22 protein-coding genes are annotated in these 19,251 nt (G+C 51.0%); all 22 read left to right on the top strand.

The window, feature by feature from the left end:
• Nucleotides 1–14 precede the first annotated feature (14 nt).
• A complete protein-coding gene (locus tag ACZYR9_RS10760; RefSeq protein WP_488978483.1) occupies nucleotides 15–1,811 on the top strand; it encodes an adenine deaminase C-terminal domain-containing protein in 1,797 nt (598 codons plus the stop codon).
• Between the two features lie 3 nt (nucleotides 1,812–1,814).
• A complete protein-coding gene (locus ACZYR9_RS10755) occupies nucleotides 1,815–2,585 on the top strand; it encodes an enoyl-CoA hydratase/isomerase family protein (RefSeq protein WP_488978482.1) in 771 nt (256 codons plus the stop codon).
• Between the two features lie 13 nt (nucleotides 2,586–2,598).
• Nucleotides 2,599–3,585 carry an MBL fold metallo-hydrolase gene (locus tag ACZYR9_RS10750; protein ID WP_488978481.1) on the top strand — a complete coding sequence of 329 codons (987 nt, stop codon included), beginning with the start codon at nucleotides 2,599–2,601 and terminating at the stop codon, nucleotides 3,583–3,585.
• Between the two features lie 70 nt (nucleotides 3,586–3,655).
• Nucleotides 3,656–4,900, top strand: coding sequence for an ABC transporter substrate-binding protein (locus tag ACZYR9_RS10745; RefSeq protein ID WP_488978480.1), 1,245 nt, complete (start codon nucleotides 3,656–3,658; stop codon nucleotides 4,898–4,900).
• Between the two features lie 48 nt (nucleotides 4,901–4,948).
• Nucleotides 4,949–5,815 carry a branched-chain amino acid ABC transporter permease gene (locus ACZYR9_RS10740; protein WP_488978479.1) on the top strand — a complete coding sequence of 289 codons (867 nt, stop codon included), beginning with the start codon at nucleotides 4,949–4,951 and terminating at the stop codon, nucleotides 5,813–5,815.
• A complete protein-coding gene (locus ACZYR9_RS10735; RefSeq protein WP_488978478.1) occupies nucleotides 5,815–6,840 on the top strand; it encodes a branched-chain amino acid ABC transporter permease in 1,026 nt (341 codons plus the stop codon). Before ACZYR9_RS10740 ends, ACZYR9_RS10735 begins: the two co-directional genes overlap by 1 nt.
• A complete protein-coding gene (locus ACZYR9_RS10730) occupies nucleotides 6,830–7,612 on the top strand; it encodes an ABC transporter ATP-binding protein (RefSeq protein ID WP_488978477.1) in 783 nt (260 codons plus the stop codon). The genes ACZYR9_RS10735 and ACZYR9_RS10730 overlap by 11 nt, the downstream gene beginning before the upstream one ends.
• A 1-nt stretch (nucleotide 7,613) precedes the next feature.
• Nucleotides 7,614–8,315: an ABC transporter ATP-binding protein gene (locus tag ACZYR9_RS10725; protein WP_488978476.1), complete on the top strand. Its 702-nt coding sequence runs from the start codon at nucleotides 7,614–7,616 to the stop codon at nucleotides 8,313–8,315.
• A gap of 104 nt (nucleotides 8,316–8,419) precedes the next feature.
• On the top strand, nucleotides 8,420–9,244 hold the full coding sequence (locus ACZYR9_RS10720) for a methyl-accepting chemotaxis protein (RefSeq protein ID WP_488978475.1): 825 nt from the start codon (nucleotides 8,420–8,422) through the stop codon (nucleotides 9,242–9,244).
• A gap of 43 nt (nucleotides 9,245–9,287) precedes the next feature.
• Nucleotides 9,288–10,271 (top strand): MBL fold metallo-hydrolase, encoded by a 984-nt coding sequence (locus tag ACZYR9_RS10715; protein WP_488978474.1) that lies wholly within the window; start codon nucleotides 9,288–9,290, stop codon nucleotides 10,269–10,271.
• A gap of 124 nt (nucleotides 10,272–10,395) precedes the next feature.
• The gene (locus ACZYR9_RS10710) at nucleotides 10,396–11,331 is read left to right on the top strand and encodes a Phenylacetic acid catabolic protein (RefSeq protein ID WP_488978572.1); all 936 of its coding nucleotides are present in this window, start codon (nucleotides 10,396–10,398) and stop codon (nucleotides 11,329–11,331) included.
• A gap of 1 nt (nucleotide 11,332) precedes the next feature.
• Nucleotides 11,333–11,659 carry a metal-sulfur cluster assembly factor gene (locus ACZYR9_RS10705; RefSeq protein WP_488978473.1) on the top strand — a complete coding sequence of 109 codons (327 nt, stop codon included), beginning with the start codon at nucleotides 11,333–11,335 and terminating at the stop codon, nucleotides 11,657–11,659.
• A complete protein-coding gene (locus tag ACZYR9_RS10700) occupies nucleotides 11,656–11,895 on the top strand; it encodes a hypothetical protein (protein ID WP_488978472.1) in 240 nt (79 codons plus the stop codon). The genes ACZYR9_RS10705 and ACZYR9_RS10700 overlap by 4 nt, the downstream gene beginning before the upstream one ends.
• The gene (locus tag ACZYR9_RS10695) at nucleotides 11,888–12,529 is read left to right on the top strand and encodes a Phenylacetic acid catabolic protein (protein WP_488978471.1); all 642 of its coding nucleotides are present in this window, start codon (nucleotides 11,888–11,890) and stop codon (nucleotides 12,527–12,529) included. Before ACZYR9_RS10700 ends, ACZYR9_RS10695 begins: the two co-directional genes overlap by 8 nt.
• Nucleotides 12,519–12,683: a PaaD-like zinc ribbon domain-containing protein gene (locus ACZYR9_RS10690; RefSeq protein ID WP_488978470.1), complete on the top strand. Its 165-nt coding sequence runs from the start codon at nucleotides 12,519–12,521 to the stop codon at nucleotides 12,681–12,683. The genes ACZYR9_RS10695 and ACZYR9_RS10690 overlap by 11 nt, the downstream gene beginning before the upstream one ends.
• An 18-nt stretch (nucleotides 12,684–12,701) precedes the next feature.
• Nucleotides 12,702–13,559: a 3-hydroxyacyl-CoA dehydrogenase family protein gene (locus tag ACZYR9_RS10685; protein WP_488978469.1), complete on the top strand. Its 858-nt coding sequence runs from the start codon at nucleotides 12,702–12,704 to the stop codon at nucleotides 13,557–13,559.
• Complete coding sequence (locus ACZYR9_RS10680) at nucleotides 13,549–14,310, top strand: 3-hydroxyacyl-CoA dehydrogenase family protein (protein ID WP_488978468.1); 762 nt, start codon at nucleotides 13,549–13,551, stop codon at nucleotides 14,308–14,310. Before ACZYR9_RS10685 ends, ACZYR9_RS10680 begins: the two co-directional genes overlap by 11 nt.
• Nucleotides 14,307–15,503: a thiolase family protein gene (locus tag ACZYR9_RS10675; protein WP_488978467.1), complete on the top strand. Its 1,197-nt coding sequence runs from the start codon at nucleotides 14,307–14,309 to the stop codon at nucleotides 15,501–15,503. The genes ACZYR9_RS10680 and ACZYR9_RS10675 overlap by 4 nt, the downstream gene beginning before the upstream one ends.
• Before the next feature lie 11 nt (nucleotides 15,504–15,514).
• Nucleotides 15,515–16,996 carry an aldehyde dehydrogenase family protein gene (locus tag ACZYR9_RS10670; protein ID WP_488978466.1) on the top strand — a complete coding sequence of 494 codons (1,482 nt, stop codon included), beginning with the start codon at nucleotides 15,515–15,517 and terminating at the stop codon, nucleotides 16,994–16,996.
• Between the two features lie 53 nt (nucleotides 16,997–17,049).
• The gene (locus ACZYR9_RS10665) at nucleotides 17,050–17,826 is read left to right on the top strand and encodes an enoyl-CoA hydratase/isomerase family protein (RefSeq protein WP_488978465.1); all 777 of its coding nucleotides are present in this window, start codon (nucleotides 17,050–17,052) and stop codon (nucleotides 17,824–17,826) included.
• A 73-nt stretch (nucleotides 17,827–17,899) separates the two neighbouring features.
• The gene (locus ACZYR9_RS10660; RefSeq protein ID WP_488978464.1) at nucleotides 17,900–18,436 is read left to right on the top strand and encodes a gamma carbonic anhydrase family protein; all 537 of its coding nucleotides are present in this window, start codon (nucleotides 17,900–17,902) and stop codon (nucleotides 18,434–18,436) included.
• Complete coding sequence (locus ACZYR9_RS10655) at nucleotides 18,433–19,218, top strand: enoyl-CoA hydratase-related protein (RefSeq protein WP_488978463.1); 786 nt, start codon at nucleotides 18,433–18,435, stop codon at nucleotides 19,216–19,218. The genes ACZYR9_RS10660 and ACZYR9_RS10655 overlap by 4 nt, the downstream gene beginning before the upstream one ends.
• Nucleotides 19,219–19,251 lie beyond the last annotated feature (33 nt).

The raw sequence follows: 19,251 nt of genomic DNA, 5'->3' as shown, positions 1-19,251 counted from the left end.
GATCTTGAAATTCAATGCGTAAGGAGGACCTTGCTTTGAAATCACATGCAACAAGGATTGAATTGATTGACGTTGCACAAGGTCGCCGTCCCGCGGATCTGTTTATCAAGGACGGTACGGTGATCAACGTGTACTCAGGCGAGTTCCTGCAGCAAAACGTAGCTATCTATAAAGACCGCATCGCTTATATCGGGAATAGCGATGCGGCCATAGGGGAACAGACCAAGGTTATTGATGCTGAAGGGAAGTATGTTTCCCCAGGCTTTATTGAACCGCATGCGCACCCTTGGGTTGTTTACAACCCGATCAGCCTCGCAATGAAATCGCTTTCAATGGGTACGACGACGCTGGTAAACGATAATCTGTTTTTTTACCTTTTCATGGGGGCAGGCGGGTTTAAAGCCATGCTGCAGGATTTGAGGGAATTGCCGGGAAACAACTTATGGCTTGCGCGCCTGGTATCGCAGGCGGAATACCTCGAAGAGCGGGAAGATTTTAACTCCAAGGACGTCCGTTCTTTACTGGAGCTTGAGGAAGTCGTAGGTACGGCGGAGGTCACCCGTTGGCCGCTTCTGTATAAAGGTGACCCGTTTGTGATCGATACGATCGAGTTTGCCAAACGTCTGGGGAAAATATCGGATGGGCATACGGCGGGCTGCTCCTATGAAAAGCTGAATTCGATTGTGGCTGCCGGAATCAGCGCCTGCCATGAAGCGATTACGGCGGAAGAGGCGCTGGACCGGCTGCGGTTAGGGATGTGGACGACACTTCGCAACAGCTCGCTGCGACCGGATTTTCCTGAGATTATGAAACTGATCACAGAGAGAAAAGTAAGCACGAATCGCATTATGCTGACAACCGATGGTCCGCACCCTGCCTTTATCGAAGAACAAGGCTCCGTGGACGGGCTGCTGAGATCAGCGGTGGAGCTTGGGGTAACTCCAATGCAGGCGCTTCAAATGGCGACGATCAATCCGGCCACCTTCCTTGGCTTGGAGCAGGACATCGGCGGAATCGCTCCTGCCCGCCGAGCCGATGTGCTTATCCTGCCGAATCTGGTTGATTTTCGTCCGGAGCTGGTCATTTCCGCCGGTAAAGTTGCAGCGTCGGAAGGCCGGACGCTTGTATCTCCGCCGGTCATCGATTGGATGAAATATGTGTCCAAACCGGCGTTTGCCATCGACCGGGCGTTTCTCCAAAAGCCGGATTTATACCGTTACCCGCATACCTCTTCAGCAGAACCCGTACCCGTCATTTATTTCCAAAGCAATGTGATCACAAAGAAAAAAGATACCGAGCTGCCGGTGAAAAATGGTTTTGCGGATCTGTCGGAGCATTCGGGACTCGTCATGGCTAACCTGATCGACAGGGAGGGCCGATGGATCACCAAAGGGATCATGGAACGCTTTGCCGTGGATCTTGACGGGATGGCCTCCACCTATAATACGACGACGCAATTGCTTGTCATCGGAAGAGATGCGGAGGCTATGGCGAAGGCGGCGGCACGTGTCCATGACATGGGCGGCGGCATCGTCGTCGTAGACCGTGGAGAAATCATTGTAGAGATTCCGCTTCCGTTGGCCGGAATGATGACCACCGATCCGGATTTTCACAAGGCGGTGGAGTATCAGGAAATGCTTCTGTCCGAGCTGAAGCAGCGGGGATTTCCTTTCCACGACATTCTGTATACGCTGTTGTTCCTGACATGCGACTTCCTTCCCGGGCTGCGATTAATCCCTCTTGGCCTTTATGACGTGAAGGCGGGCGGGGTCATCCGGCCGGCTGCAGCGATCGAAACAGAAAGGGTGTAAACCGTGAGCGAATATCAGTGGATCGGCTTTTCGATCGAAGACAAGGTTGCCACTCTTGTATTGCAAAGAGCTCCTGTCAATGTCATGAACATGGAAATGATGGAGGAAATGGTTCACGCGCTTTCGTCGCTTCAGGGCAATGAACATTTGAATGCGCTCGTCATCCGTGCGGAAGGCAAAGTGTTTTCCGCGGGGGTGGCTGTGGAAGACCATATGGGCGACAAGACGGAGCCAATGATTCATTTGTTTCATCAAATGTTTTATTGTCTTGCTGACGTTCCCTGTCCGACGATCGCCGTGGTCGACGGAGCAGCGCTTGGAGGCGGCTGCGAGCTGGCTACGTTCTGCGATATCGTGCTCGCCAGCGAACGGGCGAAGTTCGGTCAGCCGGAGATTCATCTGGCGCTGTTCCCGCCCGTATCCATCGTAACCTTCCCTTGGATGACCAGCTATAACCGAACGATGGAGCTGCTGTTGACAGGGGAAAGTATCAGTGCGGCCAAGGCCTATGAGTGGGGGCTGGTCAACCGGGTCGTACCTTCCAATGAGCTGGACGGAGCATTGGAGCAGCTGCTCTCGCAGCTACGCTCCAAAAGTGCCCTGGCCTTGCGTTTAACGCGAAAAGCAGTCCGCCAAGCCATGTCCACAACCTTTGCTTCGGCAATCCAGCCCGTGGAAAACATTTATTTAAAGGAACTGGTGCAAACCGCAGACGCACAAGAAGGCCTGAATGCTTTTTTGGAGAAGCGTCAGCCTGTTTGGCGCAACAAATAGGGAGGCGCGCTTGATGATGGAGGAGATTAGAAAGGGCCTGTTCCGAATACCTATTCCGGTGCCGTTCCCGATGAAGTACATCTATTGCTATTTGGCTGCAGGACAGCAGGGGATGGCCATGATCGATGCGGGTTTTAATACCAAGGACGCACAAGAGGCATGGAAACAGGCGTTTGCCGAGCTGAAGCTTCAGCCCGGAGATATCGAGGTCATTTACCTTACCCATTTTCATCCGGATCATTCTGGTTTGTCGGGATGGATGCAGGAGTTGACCGGCGCTCCGGTCTACATCAGTGAAGCGGACCTGGCGATGGTGGACAGGGCGTGGAGAAACGACGATGTTCAAGCAAGGCTTGTCGGGCAAATGAGCATAGAGAACGGTGTGCCCGGGCGATTGGCGGAGCAAATTGTCGAACATATGTTGAAGCTCCATGACCACGTGCTTCCCCTGCCTGAGCTGAAGCCATTGACGATGCCGGAGATCAGATTGGGCGATGAGCTTTGGCGGGTCGTTCCGACTCCGGGACACAGCGACGGACATCGATGCTTCTATCAACCGGAGAACCGGCTTCTGCTTGCCGGAGATCATATTCTAGATAAAATCACGCCGAATATCAGCTTGTGGCCCGGAGGCCGGCCCAATCCTCTGGATGACTATGTTCAATCGCTGCGGCAAACGGCGGCGTTGGAAATCTCGTTGGCGCTTCCTGCGCACGGCAAGCCGATCGATAACCTTCCTCAACGGGTGTCGGAATTATTGAAGCATCATGAACAGCGGTTAGAGCAAATGTGGGGGCTCGCAAAGCAAGGGAGGACTGCGTATGAAGTGGCCTCGGAGGTGTTCCGGCATAAAGAGCTGACCCCGCACCAATGGCGGTTCGCTATGGCGGAGACCCTTGCTCATCTGGAATGTCTGGCCTTTCAAGGAAGGCTGAGCAAAAGCCAAGACGGTCAAATCACGATCTATACCCAAACGAATCCCAATGAAGCGGTGGTGTAAGGATTCCATTGAAAATATCTTTTTTCCTTCCGTGTTCCACAATTATAAAAATATATAGAGGTGATCAAGGATGAGAAAATTAAAAGGGAGTTTATTGATCGTTTTGGCTTTATGTATGGCATTCGTTACGGCCTGTGGACAATCATCGGGAACAACAACCCCAAATAACACCGGGAGCAATCCCGGTACAGGCGGCGCTTCAACCCCGCCCGCCAATGGCAAGGAGCCTGTAAAAGTAGGAGCTATATTGCCGTACTCCGGCGTCTACGCTTCTTTGGGAGAGAATTTGACCCGGGGCATGGAGCTTTATTTTGAAAGCGTGAATTGGGAAGCCGGGGGTAGAAAAATTACGCTCATTAAAGAAGACGAAGAGAATGATCCTCAAGGGGCGCTGCGTAAATTGCGCAAGCTGATGGAAAAAGACAATATCGACATTTTGACCGGTCCCGTAAGTACGGCCGTCGCTTACGCCTTGCGCGATGAGGTGGACAGCAAAAAGCTGCCCTTCCTTGTATCTCACGCCGGCGGTAACGACTTGACGAGAACCAAGCGCAGCGATTACATCTGGCGTTCCTCATTCAGCTCCTGGCAGATCGGCAACTCGATGGGGAAATACGCTTATGAGCATATCGCCAAAAAGATTTATGTAACCGCTGCCGATTACGCCTTCGGTAAAGAAGTCGCAGGCGCCTTCAAAGAAGCGTTTACGGCAGCCGGCGGCGAGATTGTCGGTGAAGTATACCCTCCTCTGGGCTCCAATGATTATGCTTCTTACTTAACGCAGATTAAAGGTAAAAAACCGGAAGCCGTATATGCCTTCTTCGCAGGCGCCGATGCCGTGCGTTTTGTCAAACAGTATGAGCAGTACGGTTTAAAAGGACAAATTCCGCTGATCGGCTCCGGATGGTTAAATGCGGAGGACATTCGACCGGAACAAGGCAATGCCCCGGAAGGCATTACCAGCACGATGTTCTGGGATTACCATCTCGATACGCCGGAGAACAAAGCCTTCGTTGCGGCCTATGAGAAAAAGTACAATGCGCGTCCGAGCATCGAATCGGTTGAGGGCTATGACGCCGCACGTGTGATTGTGGAAGCATTGAAAAGCTTGAACGGGGATACGTCCGATAAGCAAAAATTGTCTCAAGCGATCGGCAAGGTTCAATTTACAAGTCCGCGCGGACCGATCAAATTTGATCCGGAGACGCATCATGTGATTCAAAAGCTGTACCTGATCAAAACGGAAATTCAAAATGGCAAGACAGAGAATAAGGTTGTTCAGGAGATCGGGGAAATTAAAGACCCAGGGAAGTGACGGGAAGGCCTTGTTTGCCCCGCATCCCCGTGAAGGAGAGGGATTGTCTTGGATATTATAGCTATACAGCTGGTCAACGGGTTGTCATATGGTCTGCTCCTTTTCATGATCACGATCGGTTTGTCGTTAATCTTCGGAATAATGGGCGTATTGAATTTAGCCCATGGTTCCCTTTATATGATAGGGGCCTATATGGCCCTTAGCATTACCCAACACATTGCTCCCAACTTTATTTATGCGCTGGTTTTGGCTCCCATCTTTGTCGCCGTGATCAGCTTCCTGCTTGAAATTTGTCTGCTGCGCCCCACATATAAATTGGGGCACTTGTCCCAAGTGCTGCTCACCTTCGGGGTAGCCTACATTCTCCACGATGTAGTTCGTTTAATCTGGGGGGCTAACGTCAAATCCTTGACGCTTCCCCCGTGGTTAAGCGGCTCTGTAGAGCTGTTCGGCCAAACCTTTCCTCTATACCGCATCCTGATTATGGGCTTTGGTCTGCTGGTTGCCGCTGTCATGTGGTACCTGCAGGAAAAAACCAGATGGGGAGCGATTATTCGCGCGGGCTTGAGCAACCGTGAGATGGTAAGCGGGCTTGGCATTAATATCAAAATCGTATTTTCCGTCGTCTTTGCCATCGGAGGACTTCTGGCCGGACTCGGCGGTGTAGCCGCTGGTCCGGTATTGGGACTCTATCTGGGAATGGAATTTGAAGTGCTGATTCTTGCACTGGTGATCCTGGTGGTCGGGGGACTCGGATCCATTACAGGCACATTGCTTGCCGGCTTGATTGTCGGGGTTGTGGAAACCTTCGGGAAGGTGATGTTTCCGCAGCTGAGCTTGCTCATTATTTTCGGTCTGATGGCTCTCGTTCTGGTTGTGAAACCTACCGGAATGCTAGGAAAGCAGGTGCATTGATGGCTGGATTGAATAAAAACGCGGTTGTTTATTTGGCTCTTTTGGTAATGCTGTGCATGTTTCCGTTTGTCATGTCCAATTATTTCCTCAGTATTCTGATCGAAATCTTGATTTTGGGCATTTTTGCTCTCAGCCTGAATATCCTGGTAGGTTATACGGGGCTGGTATCGCTTGGACACGCGGCATTTTTCGGTGTGGGGGCGTATACCTCAAGTCTGATTGCGCTTCATTACACTTCGAATGCCTTCGTTACTTTGCTTGCAGGTATAATTTTATCGGTGATCATGGCCAGTATTATCGGCTTTTTCTGCAACCGGGTCAACGGATTTTATTTTCTGATGCTTACTCTCGCTTTTTCGCAAATGTTCTATGCGCTGGTGTATCGTTGGGGCGCTCTGACGAAAGGGGACAATGGTTTATCCGGCATTCCAAAGCCTACTCTTGGGGTTAACGGGCTTTTGGATCACCCCATCGCGTTTTATTTCTTTATCCTGGCGGTCTTTTTGATCGTGTTCATCGGTTTGAGAGTGGTTTTGCATTCTCCGCTCGGTCAAATTTTTGTGGGGATCCGGGAGAACGAAACCAGAGTCAGGGTCATGGGCTATAATACGACGGTCTATAAAAACATTTCCTTTATTCTAGCGGGAGGAATCGGCGGATTGGCCGGAGGCCTGTATGCCTTTTTCAACGGATTTATATCTCCAAAGGATATTTATTGGACGATGTCCGGCGAAGTCCTGATTATGGTGCTTGTCGGAGGCGTCGGAACGCTGATCGGTCCGGTGCTGGGGGCGGCGTTTATCGTCATTCTGGAGACGTTCGTCAGCTCTTATACGGATTTGTGGATGCTCATTGTCGGCATTACGTTCATTCTGTTTGTGATCTTCATCCCCAAAGGCCTTGTCAGTATCGGGTCTTTGTGGAATGGGCACAGAGATGTCCATCAAGTCAATCAGGGGAAACAGAAAGGGAAAGAGAAGGAACTGAAGGTCAGGATGAGCGGGGTGATTCAAGATGAGAAATGAAGATCATTCCATCGTGACGGATCACGCTTTGCGTGTAGAAGGGATAGGAAAGCGCTTTGGCGGATTGGAAATATTAAAAGACATTTCCTTTGCCGTTCAACCGGGTGAGCGCCGGGCGTTCATCGGACCCAACGGAGCGGGGAAATCGACCTTGTTTAACATGATCGCCGGAGATCTGGCGGCGTCCAGCGGAGACATTTACTATTTTAACGAGAATATTTCACGGGTACCCAGTCATCAACGGGTCAGAAAAGGCATGGTTCGGACCTTTCAAAAAAGCAATTTACTTCAAGAGCTGACGGTTCTGGATAACCTGTTGCTGGTGCTGCAGGTGAAGTATGGGCATCATCATGTCTGGCACCGCAGAAGAACCGTCAAACAATTTCCGGAGCTGTATAACCGGGCGGAGCAGCTCCTGCACACTTGGGGACTTGCAGAGCGGAAGGATACGGTAGTCAAAAAGCTTTCCTATGGAGAGCAGAGGCAAGTGGAGATCATGCTGGGCATTGCGACGGAGCCCAAAGTACTGCTTCTGGATGAACCGACGGCCGGCATGTCCAATACCGAAACCCAGCATATTCTGAAGCTGCTGCAAAATATGCCCCGAGACCTGACTCTTTTGATCATTGAGCATGATATGGAGGTCGTGTTCGGGCTGGCTGACCGTATTTCGGTGTTGTATAACGGCAGCATTTTTGTGGAAGGCGATCCTCAGACGATTAAGACGGATCCCAGAGTATATGAAATTTATTTTGGGAAGGAGGGGGCATAAGATGCTGCAGGTGGAAAATATCCATTCCTATTATGGAGACAGCCATGTGCTGCAGGGCGTCTCTGTGAACGTAAACAAGGGCTCGCTTTCCGTGCTTCTGGGGCGTAACGGTATGGGCAAAACGACGACCATCCGCTCCATTATCGGGTTTACCCCTCCAAGGCAGGGGAAAATCCGGTTTCAGGGTAACGAGATTCAGAAGCTTCCCTCGTACCGCGTAGCGCAGCTGGGCATCGGATTGGTTCCGCAGGGCAGAGGTGTGTTTCCCAATCTTACGGTGAAGGAAAATCTGACGATCGCCGCCCGCAACAGCTCCAAAAGAGGATGGACGTTGGACAAAATTTATGAGCTGTTTCCGCGTCTTAAGGAACGGTCATCCTCCATGGGAGGAAACCTCAGCGGGGGCGAGCAGCAAATGCTGACCATCGGACGGGCGTTAATGACCAATCCCGATCTATTGCTGCTCGATGAACCGTCGGAGGGGTTGTCGCCGTTGATGGTACAGGAGGTGGAGAACATCATCTCCGCATTGAAGCAGGAGGGCCTTTCCATGCTGATGGTGGAGCAGAATATTTCCATGGCTCTCAATGTAGCGGATTGGGTATATGTCATGTGTAAAGGGGAAGTCGTATTCGACGGATCCCCCGACGATTTAAAGCGCAATGAAGAAGTAAAACATAAATATCTAGGCATGAGCAGTTAATCGGATAAAGAACGAGGGGAGCAGATGGTGTTCATCAAGGGCGCCATCCACTTCGCTGTCTATTGTAGCTGTAAGTATTTTGGCCCGACATCGGAGGGATATACTTGAATCAGCTGTTAGCTCATTTCTGCGCCATCGCGCCATATTGGAATGCTCTTTCGCAAGAGGACACAACGATCGGCGTATCGGATACCGAAACGTTTTTGGAGTATATTCCAGGCCGTACTTTTACATTGGGCCTTAAAGCCGGCGATCCCATTAAACCGGGCGGCATAACCCATCGAACCATTACCAGCGGCATTCGGCAAATCGGGTATGTGCCCAAGGAAGTGTTTGGCGTGCCTACCATTGCGATCGGCCTCCCTCTTTTTGATGAGGGCCGCATTGTCGGGTGCATATCCACTGCGACCACACGTGAAAAGCAGGAGCAGTTATATCATGCGGCCGAACGGTTGTCATCCTCTATGCAGCATTTAGCTGCTGCTTCGCAGCAGTTCAGCGCCTCAACCACCGAAGTTGAACAAATTATTTCGCAGATCGCGGACCAAACCCTACTTTTGAGTAAAAATATCAGCGGCATTGAAAGCATCACCAACCTGTTAAAGGAAGTGTCGATGCGCACTCATTTATTGAGCATCAACGCCAAAATTGAAACGGCTCACTTGGGTGAAAAGGGCAAGGCCATGGGCGTGGTAGCCCACGAAATGAATAAGCTGTCCTCCGATACGAAGGAATCTTCGACGTCGATTGGCGAGCTGCTGGAAGAGATTACTTCAGCCGTCCAAACGATTAACGAGCGCATGCATACGGTCCGCAAGATCGCATCCGAACAGCTGGAGGGAATCGTGGAAATGGCCAGAACGACAACCGGCTTGGCGGAGCATGCCGAAAACCTGCACCGTTTGTCTGAATTTAGTGTTGCGGATTAAGGACAGTCTTACTAAAAAAGCTATGGAGCAAAGGAAGTATAAAATGATCAACCGAATGGAAAAAAGCGGCTGTAAAGTATATTCGATCACGGTCTCTACGCCTTATGACGTTGGAGACGTAAATATGTATTTAATAGAAGAAAACGGTAAGCTTACATTAATCGATGCGGGGATCGATACCGATGAGTGTTGGGATGCGTTCATGGGGATGCTGTCCCAATACGGGTATTCCTTAAGCGACCTGTCGCAAATTTGGATCACCCATAACCATCAGGATCATATCGGATTGATCAATCGCATAACCGCGATGAGGGATATACCGGTTTACGCGCACCGGGAATCGATCCCCCGGCTAAAGAGAGATCCAGACTTTTTATCCTTGCGCATTCGTTTTTTCGAACGGTTATATCGGGAGATGGGCTGCGGAGCGGCTGGAGACCGGCATATTCTCAAGCTTCAGGACGCTGTTCGCCGGAATGAACAATTCAAAATTCATGCGGAAATCACTCCGCTTTCCGATTCCGATGCTTTGGGGAATGTTCAAGTGATAGAGGTTCCCGGGCACGCTCCGGATCATATTGCTTTTTGGGATGCGCAAAGAAAATGGTTGTTTGCCGGTGATCATTTGCTGAAGACGATTTCCAGCAACGCCTTTATTGAGCCGGATCTGAACGGCAACCGGAAACTCACATTGGTTGAATATGCCCGTTCATTAAACAGATGCTTGTCGCTTGACGTGGACACTGTATTTCCGGGACATGGAGAGCTGATTTTCGATGCCAAGGATTTGATTGAAAAGAGGCTGATCCGCATGGGGCAAAAAGCGGAGAAAATACGTGATTTGATGCAAAACGGCGGATCGACGGCCTATGAGCTTGCGCAAAGCTATTATCCAACCAAATATATCAACGTATTTGCACCGGTCATGTCCGAAATGATTGGCTTATTGGATTATTTGGAAGTAAACGACCGTATTAAAAAAGTATTGAAAAATGGTGTGTGGCATTATGAACCCAAGTCCTCTTAAGTAAGAAAAAAGCCTTATTTAAGGGGTTTTTTTATGGGATAAAATGATCTTGACAGCTAAAAAAGGATATTATATCATTACGTTAAACAAACGAAAAATAAAAAAACATAATGAGGTGATTGCGGTGCAGCAGTCTACATTGTTAAAAGAGAAGGTCAATGCGGGATTTATGGTCGAACGGATAGAGGATATGGATGAGGAATATCTCAAAGCATTGAAGCAAACCTTGACGATCGTCGGCGATACGGAACTGCTTAGCGTTCCTCCTTTGTTAACCGTTTACAAACAGGCGCCCACGCTAAATAACAAAATTACGGCATTGGCGATTATGCAGGATGAAATCGGCCATGCACATATCGCTTATCGTTTATTAAAGGATCTTGGCGTTAATGTGAACGAGCTGATTTATGAACGTCCTGCCAATAAATGGAAAAATCCTTATGCTTTCGATTTTAAACTATCGAATTGGATTGAGTTGGGAGTATTTAATGCCTTGTTTGACCGCGCGGGTTACACACTCCTTGGAGATGCGCACGAGTTTACGTCCTACGGTCCGTGGAAGCGGGCGCTGGTCAAGGTGGATAAAGAGGAATTATTCCACCTTCGTAATGGAGAAATCATTATGAGAGCCGCCATGGATAACCCGGAAACCGCCAAGCAGGTACAGGATGCCGTGGACTGGATGTTCTTGATGGGGCTGGAGTTCTTCGGCGTAGCGGATGAATTAAAGAGCCGTTCGGCTCAGCTGGATTATCGTCTCAAGGGCAGATCGAACGATGAGCTCAGGCAAAAGTGGCTCTCCACGGCAGTTCCTTTCTGCGAATCGATTGGGGTTAAGGTGCCGGCCCGCTTGAATGAACAAACGCAAAAGTACGACATTACCGTACCGTTTCCGTGCAAATTCGATCTGGAGAATAAAAAATGGCTGCTGGAACAACCGGATACATGGGACGGCGTCATCGAACGGTTTAAAAACAGAGGCCCTCAGAATGTGGAATTCGTGGCACGTATCCAGGAAGGCGCCCACAAGATGGCGGCTCTTCGCAAAGAGGTGGGATAACATGCAGGATGTGAAGCAGGAAGTCAAGCGTTATTGGGAAGCGTTAAAAGAAGTGATGGATCCCGAATTTCCCGTTAGCGTCGTTGATATGGGGCTTATATACGAGATTGAAGAAACGGATGGAGTCGTCTCCGTTACCATGACGTACACGGCCGTCTCCTGCGCCTGTATGGAATGGATCGAAGCGGATATCAAGAAAAGGCTGGAGCAGGAAGCGGGCGTACGGGACGTGCACATCCATGTCGTATGGAATCCGCCGTGGACCGTTGATCGTCTAAGCCCGGAAGCGCGCGAAAGAATGAAAAAATGGGGGGTCAGCGCCCGATGAGCCAAACTGGAAACCGATTTGAATATGAAGTGTTTACGCGTATCAAAAGAGGCGACAACCTGCTCCACGTGGGGACGGTTGAAGCGCCGACGGATGAGTTGGCCAAGGTATACGCGGGTTATATTTACGACGAGGAAGATTGGGTGGAGATGTGCATCATCCGCAGAGATCACATTCATTGGGTGATTCAGCCGGAAGGGTTATTCCTTAAAGAAGGAGCAGTGCGTTATGGGTGATAAAACAGTCGGATTGACCTCATTTATCGATACCATTGAAACGATTGCGGACAATAAATATATTTTGGGAGATTTATTGGTTGAAATCGGAGTGAGCGGCCCGGATCTTGAAGCGACCCTTTCTACGATTGCCATGGCTCAAGGAGAGCTCGGACACGCGAGACTGCTATACAACTGGGCTTTCGATTTAAAAGGAGTCAAAAAGCAGGAGATCGAAAAACAATCCGGCAAAGCATTTGCAGCCGTGGTGGCCGTCGATAACTGGATTGACTTAATCGGTTCGCTGTATGTGGTGAACGTAGGGCTGGAGCTTGTGCTTAAAGCGATGCTGGACGGACGCCATGGTGATGTGGTTAACCGGATCAACAAGCTTTTGAAGGAGCAAAAAGAACACATTATGTATTCCAGGGGCTGGGTGGAACAGCTTCTAAGAGACCAAGGAGCAGTTCCACGTAAAATGGACGAAGGTATAAAAAAGGTAATGCCCGAGGTGCAGACTTGGCTGCAAGGACTGGAAAATTCCAGTGCCCTGATTGAAGAGGGTTATCTTAAGGCCGGCGTCAGCCTTGCAGCTCCCTTTCAGTCGCAAATCGGCAATGTTCAAGTGCTAAGGGCTGAATCCGATGTCGTCTAATGATGAAAAGCAGCCGCATTGCTCCTTTTGCAATTCGACGAACGTCGTGTTGTTATCCCGGTTTGGGACCGCGCAGCTGGTCAGGCAATATTACTGCAATGACTGCCGCAGCGCTTTTGAATATATCCGATGGCAGAGTGAGGATGCCGAGTAACGTGAGGTGGTAAGCCCAATGAAGGTTCAGACAGTCGGAGTGATTGGCTCAGGCACGATGGGCGCCGGTATTGCGCAAGTGATCGGCCAAAACGGCTATAGCGTTATGCTTTACGATATCAACGAAGAAATCGTTACGCGTTCCTTATCACGCATTTATTCTCAAATCGATAAATTGTTCGAAAAAGGCAAGCTGACAGAGACGGAGTCACAGGCTGTAAAAACAAAAATTCGAACAACCGTTCAGTTGTCCGATCTGCAAACGTGCGAAATGGTCATCGAAGCGGCTCCGGAGAAAATGGAAATTAAGCGCAGCATTTTCCAGGAAATCGACAGGTATTGCCCGAAGGAAACGATTTTGGCTACGAATACGTCCTCTTTTTCCATCACTGAAATTGCAGGCTTTACGAATCATCCGGAACGGGTTGCAGGATTGCACTTTTTCAACCCTGCTCCCTTGATGCCGCTGGTAGAGGTCATCTGCGGGCTGAGAACCGATGAGGCCACTATGGAACATCTTACGAATTTCGCCCGGAGCATCAACAAGAGCCCGGTAACGTGCAAGGATACCCCCGGATTCATCGTTAACCGGATCGCACGGCCCTACTATAATGAAGCGTTGCGGATTATGGGGGATCAAATGGCCTCTGCAGTACAAATTGACCGGATCATGACCAAAGCGGGGAGGTTCCGTATGGGGCCCTTTGAATTGCAGGATATGATCGGTGTGGATATTAATTTTTCCACAACGGAATCTTTACACGAGGGATTTTTCGGAGACGCCCGTTTTCGACCTCATTACTATCAGCAAAGAATGGTGCAGTCGGGACGGCTGGGGAGAAAGTCGGGAGGAGGGTACTACGAGTATGACCAATAAGCAGGTTGTCGCCGTGGTAGGAACCAACTCGCTTGCCGACGCTTTTAGAAAGCTGCTGGGTCGGATGAACGGAGTGGAGATTCTTGATCTTCAAGAGGCGAAAACGCGCTCCATACCGCTCCACATCGTGATAGAAACATCGAATCTGGAGCTTGCGGAGAAAAAAGCCAGGCTTCAGAACATGGAAAAGTATATTGCCCGGGATACGCTGATTTTGTCTTCGGTACTGGGGATTGCAGCAACCCAAGCGGCCTCATGTTTGTCTCATCCTTTCCGGCTTGTAGGGTTCGCGGCATTTGCCAATCTGGAGCAAACGGAATTGATTGAGCTGTGTACGGCGCTTCAAACGGATGAAGCGTATGCCCGGCAAGCGGAAGCCTTCATCGCCGCTATGGGTAAAGAAATCGAATGGGTGGAAGACGAAGTCGGCTTGGTGTTCCCTCGTATATTGTCGATGATTGTGAACGAAGCTGCGTTTGCGTTGACGGAGAAAATCTCCTCGGCGGAAGAGATCGATACGGCGATGCGAAAAGGTACGAATTATCCGATGGGGCCGTTAGCGTGGGCCGATGAGCTCGGATTGGATGACATTTATGCCGTATTATCCGGCTTACACCGTGATCTGGGCGAAGACCGGTACCGGCCTGCTCCCCTATTGCGCAAGCTTGTTCACGCCGGATGGCTGGGAAAGAAAACAGGCAGAGGATTTTATGCCTATGCCCATCAAGATGCAAAGGAGTCGATCGTATGAGGGAGGCCGTCATCGTTGACGCGCTGCGTACCCCGATCGGTAAATATAACGGATCGCTGCAGCACGTGCGCCCGGATGATTTGGCGGCGGCAGTCATTCGTGAGCTGCTGAAAAGAAATCCGGTCGACCCCGCTTTGGTAGAGGATGTGTTCTTCGGCTGTGCGAATCAGGCCGGAGAGGATAACCGCAACGTAGCCCGCATGGCCGTCCTGCTCTCGGGTATGCCGGAATCCGTTCCGGGCGTTACCGTCAACCGGTTGTGCGCTTCAGGATTGGAAGCGATTAACCAGGCAGCCGCCGCTATTCACTCGGGCATTGGCGATATCTTTATCGCCGGCGGTACGGAGAGCATGTCCCGAGCGCCTTACGTTATGCTGAAGCCGAATTTGAGCGGGGAACGGGGCAACCAGACGATGTATGACACCACGCTGGGCTGGCGTATGGTGAACGCCAAGCTGGCGGAACAATATCCTCCGGTCAGCTTGGGGGAGACGGCGGAGAATGTGGCCGAGCGTTACGGCATTTCCCGGGAAGAGCAGGATGAATTCGCATTATCCAGCCAGCTTAAGGCACAGGCAGCCATCCAGAGCGGCAGGTTTAAGAGCGAGATTGTCCCGGTCGAAGTAAAGCAGGGCAAACAAACCGTTATCTTCGATACGGACGAACACCCCAGAGGGGATACCACCTTGGAGAAGCTGGCTCAGCTCAAGCCTGCGTTCAAAGCAAATGGAAGCGTTACCGCAGGCAATTCTTCAGGCATCAACGACGGCGCAAGCGCCCTGCTGATCATGGAGAGGCAAACCGCCGAGAGATTGGGCTTGACCCCGATCGCGAAGATTGTGACCTGGGCGGCATCCGGAGTCGATCCGGCCTATATGGGCATCGGCCCGATTCCCGCCGTGACCAAGGCGCTGAAAAAAGCAAATCTAACGGTGGGTCAGCTGGATCTGATCGAAATCAATGAGGCGTTCGCGTCCCAATCGGTCGCCTGCGCCAAAGAGCTTAGCTTGGATATGAGCAAAGTCAATGTGAACGGAGGGGCGATCGCCTTAGGTCATCCGCTTGGATGCAGCGGCGCCCGCATCGTAACCACATTGGTGCATGAAATGACCCGCACCGACTGCCGCTATGGTTTGGCAACCATGTGTATCGGGGTAGGACAAGGACTCGCCACGGTGATCGAAAAACTCTGAGGAGGACTACGATGTTAAAGGAATACTATCCGCTCTTTATTAACGGCAAATGGGAAGACAGCAGCAACGGCGGGGTCTTCGAAACGCATAATCCCGTGACGGGAGAAGTACTGGCGAAAGTGGCGAAAGCGACCAAAGCCGATGTGGACAAAGCGGTAGCCGCAGCTAGAGCCGCATTCGAAACCGGCAAATGGTCCAAATTTTCCGCAACCCGGCGCGCGCGGGTGCTCAATAAAATCGCCGAGCTTCTGCGCAGCCGATTTAATGAATTGGTTCAGCTCGAGGTGCTTAACAGCGGGAAGACGGTAGACGCCGCCAAAGGGCAGATTAACCAGGCGATCGAGGACTTTGAATTTTATGCCGCCGCCGCAATCACCCAGAGCGGGCAAGTGAATCAAGTGCCTAACGGATTTTTCAACTATACGGTCAAGGAACCGGTCGGGGTCTGCGGACAAATCATTCCATGGAACTATCCGTTCATGATGGCGGCCTGGAAGGTGGCGCCTGCCTTGGCGGCAGGATGTACGGTGGTGCTCAAGCCGGCCAGCTTCACGCCGATCACCGCCTACGTTCTGGCAGAGGTTTGCCATGAAGCGGGAGTTCCCGAGGGTGTCGTGAACGTTCTTACCGGCAGCGGCTCGGAAATCGGACCTTACATGACCGAGCATCCGGGGATCGACAAGATTGCCTTTACCGGCGAAACCGAGACAGGAAAGGACATCATGGCCCGCGCGTCCGTTACATTGAAACGGGTAACGCTGGAATTAGGCGGCAAATCCCCGAATATCGTATTTGAGGATTGCGATATGGACGGAGCTGTGGACGGCTCGCTCTATGGTATTTTCTACAATACAGGACAATCCTGTGAAGCCCGTTCCCGGTTGTTTGTCCATGAATCGATCTATGACCAATTCATGGAAAAGTTCATTGAAAAGGCAAAGAAAATCCGTGTCGGCGATCCGTTTGCCGAAGGAGTACACATGGGAGCGGTGATCTCCGCCAGCCACGAGAAGGTTATCGACGGCTATGTAAAGCTGGCGGTGGAAGAGGGAGCCGAGGTGCTTTATGGCGGCAAGCGTCCTGAAGGACCGGAGTACGACAAGGGACATTGGTATATGCCGACGATTATCGGCAATGTCCGCAACGACATGAGAGTAGCCCAGGAGGAAATCTTCGGTCCGGTCGTTGTCGTCATGAAGTTCAGCGATGAGAAGGATGTGATCCGCCAAGCGAACGATTCCATCTTCGGTTTGGGATCTGCAGTTTGGACCAAGGACCATGGAAGGGCGCATCGGGTAGCAGCCGCTATGCGGGCAGGTATCGTGATGGTCAACTCGCCGATTTCCGCATTCCCGGGCACGCCGTTTGGCGGATATAAACAATCCGGCTTCGGCCGTGAGCTTTCGCTGGAAACGATGAACTTGTATACGGAGACCAAAAGCGTTGTCTCTTACGTAGGAAGCCGACCGCTGAATCTATTCGGTATTGAATAATTCATTATTTATTTATCAAAAATCATTTAATCCAACCCTTAGGAGGAATTCACATGTCTAACCTGACCCTTAAAAAAGAAAACGGAATCGCGGAAATTCATCTTCATGTAAACAAAACCAATTCTTACAGCCTGGATTTCTACAGAGAGCTGAACGCCGCGATCGACGATATTCGTTTCGATTCCTCGATTAAAGTCGCCATTCTGATGAGCGATGTACCGAAGTTCTTCTCCGCCGGAGCGGATATCAACTTCTTGAAGGCGGCAGAGCCTCGTTTTAAAACGCAATTCTGCTTATTCTGCAACGAGACGCTGGATAAAATGGCGCGTTCCCCTCAAATTTTCATTGCCTGCCTTGAAGGGCATACGGTCGGCGGCGGCTTGGAGATGGCGCTTGGCTGCGATCTTCGCTTTATGGGAGATCAAGCAGGCAAAATCGGTCTTCCGGAGATTTCCCTTGGAGTGCTCGCAGGAACAGGCGGAACGCAGCGCTTGGCCCGTCTCATCGGTTTCTCCCGTGCGCTGGATATGAATATCACGGGCAAAACGATTTCACCGCAGGAAGCGCTCGAAATCGGTCTGGTCAATGATGTGTTCCCGCAGGAGCAAACGCGTGAAAAAGTGCTTGAATATGCCAGGAAAATCGTCAACAGCGCATCCTACGCTGCGGCCAATATCAAGCTTTCCATCATGAACGGCAAAGAAATGCCGCTGAATGTCGCAATTCGTTATGAAGGGGAGCTGCAAAACCTGCTCTTCCGTTCCGAGGATGCCAAAGAAGGCCTGAGCTCTTTCTTGGAAAAACGGGAAGCCAACTGGATGGGCGCATAAAAATTATCTAATAACGCGATATCGGCTGCCGTGCGGGCCGATATCGCCATTTTTTTAAAGGCGGGTGTTCCACTTGATTCTGGAGTTTAACGGAAAAAAGCCGAAGATCGCGAGCACGGCGTTTATCGCACCCAATGCTACGATCATCGGCGATGTGACCATTGAAGACGGGGCGAGCATCTGGTTTGGCGCCGTGCTTCGGGGCGATTGCGGGCCGATCGTGGTCGGTGCGGGTACGAGCGTACAGGATAACTGCGTTATCCATATGACCAACAGCGGTGCCTTCATCGAGGAGGATGTCACCGTCGGACACGGCGCTATCTTGCACAACTGCCGAATCGGCCGCAAATCGGTCATCGGGATGAATTCGGTTGTGCTGGATGATGCGCAGATCGGGGAAGAATCTGTTGTCGCGGCGGGAAGCATTGTGACTCCAAGATCCGTATTTCCGCCGCGCATTTTGATTACCGGCAATCCGGCCCAGAAGAAAAAAGACATCGAAGGCTCTTCTCTCTGGTGGGTCCAGGAAGCGTCGAAGGTGTATAAGGACTTGACGAAGCAGTATCACAGCCAAGGGATCGGCCTATGGAAAGAGGAGGAACGGACATGACCCAAAAGCCAATCGTATGGGAGCAGCGCGGACATATCGGTTACATCACGTTGAACAGACCCGATGAATTGAACACGTTTCATTATGAGGCCCTTGTCCGTCTGGGGGAGATCATTGAAGAGATCGAGCAAAATCCCCGGGACATCCGGATAGTCATTGTGACTGGAGAAGGACGCGCATTCTGCGCAGGAGCCGATTTGAAGGAGCGCCGAACCTTGAATGAACAGCAGGTTCGACGAAACGTAAGAAAAATCCGCGACGTTTTCTCGGCCCTGGGACGATTGCCGCAGCCGACCATTGCCGCCATTAACGGCTTTGCCTTTGGCGGAGGCTTTGAATTGGCGCTGGCCTGCGATTTTCGCTACGCCGTCAAAGAAGTGAAAATGGGACTGACCGAGGTCAGTCTGGGAATCATACCCGGAGCTGGAGGAACGCAGCGTCTTTCCCGATTGATCGGACCGTCCAAAGCCAAAGAATTAATACTAAGCGCCCGCAAGATCAGCTCCGAAGAGGCTCTGAATTTTGGCATTCTAAACGGCCTGGCTGAAGATCAGGGCCAGCTTCTGAAGCTGTGCGAGCGGCTGGCAAACGAAATTCTCGATAATGCCCCTCTTGCCGTTTATCAAGCCAAGTATGCGATTGACCGGGGCTTGGGCGTTGACCTGCAGACCGGTCTGGATCTGGAATCTAAAGCGTATGAGGTGATTATTCCGACCAAAGACCGGCTTGAAGCGCTGGAAGCGTTCCGTGAGAAGAGAAAGCCAAAGTTTACCGGGGAGTAATTGAATATAGATGAAGCATTGAGGTGTATAATC

It is taken from the genome of Paenibacillus sp. F024 (genome assembly GCF_057814255.1).
This window is presented reverse-complemented; position numbering and strand designations above follow the sequence as displayed.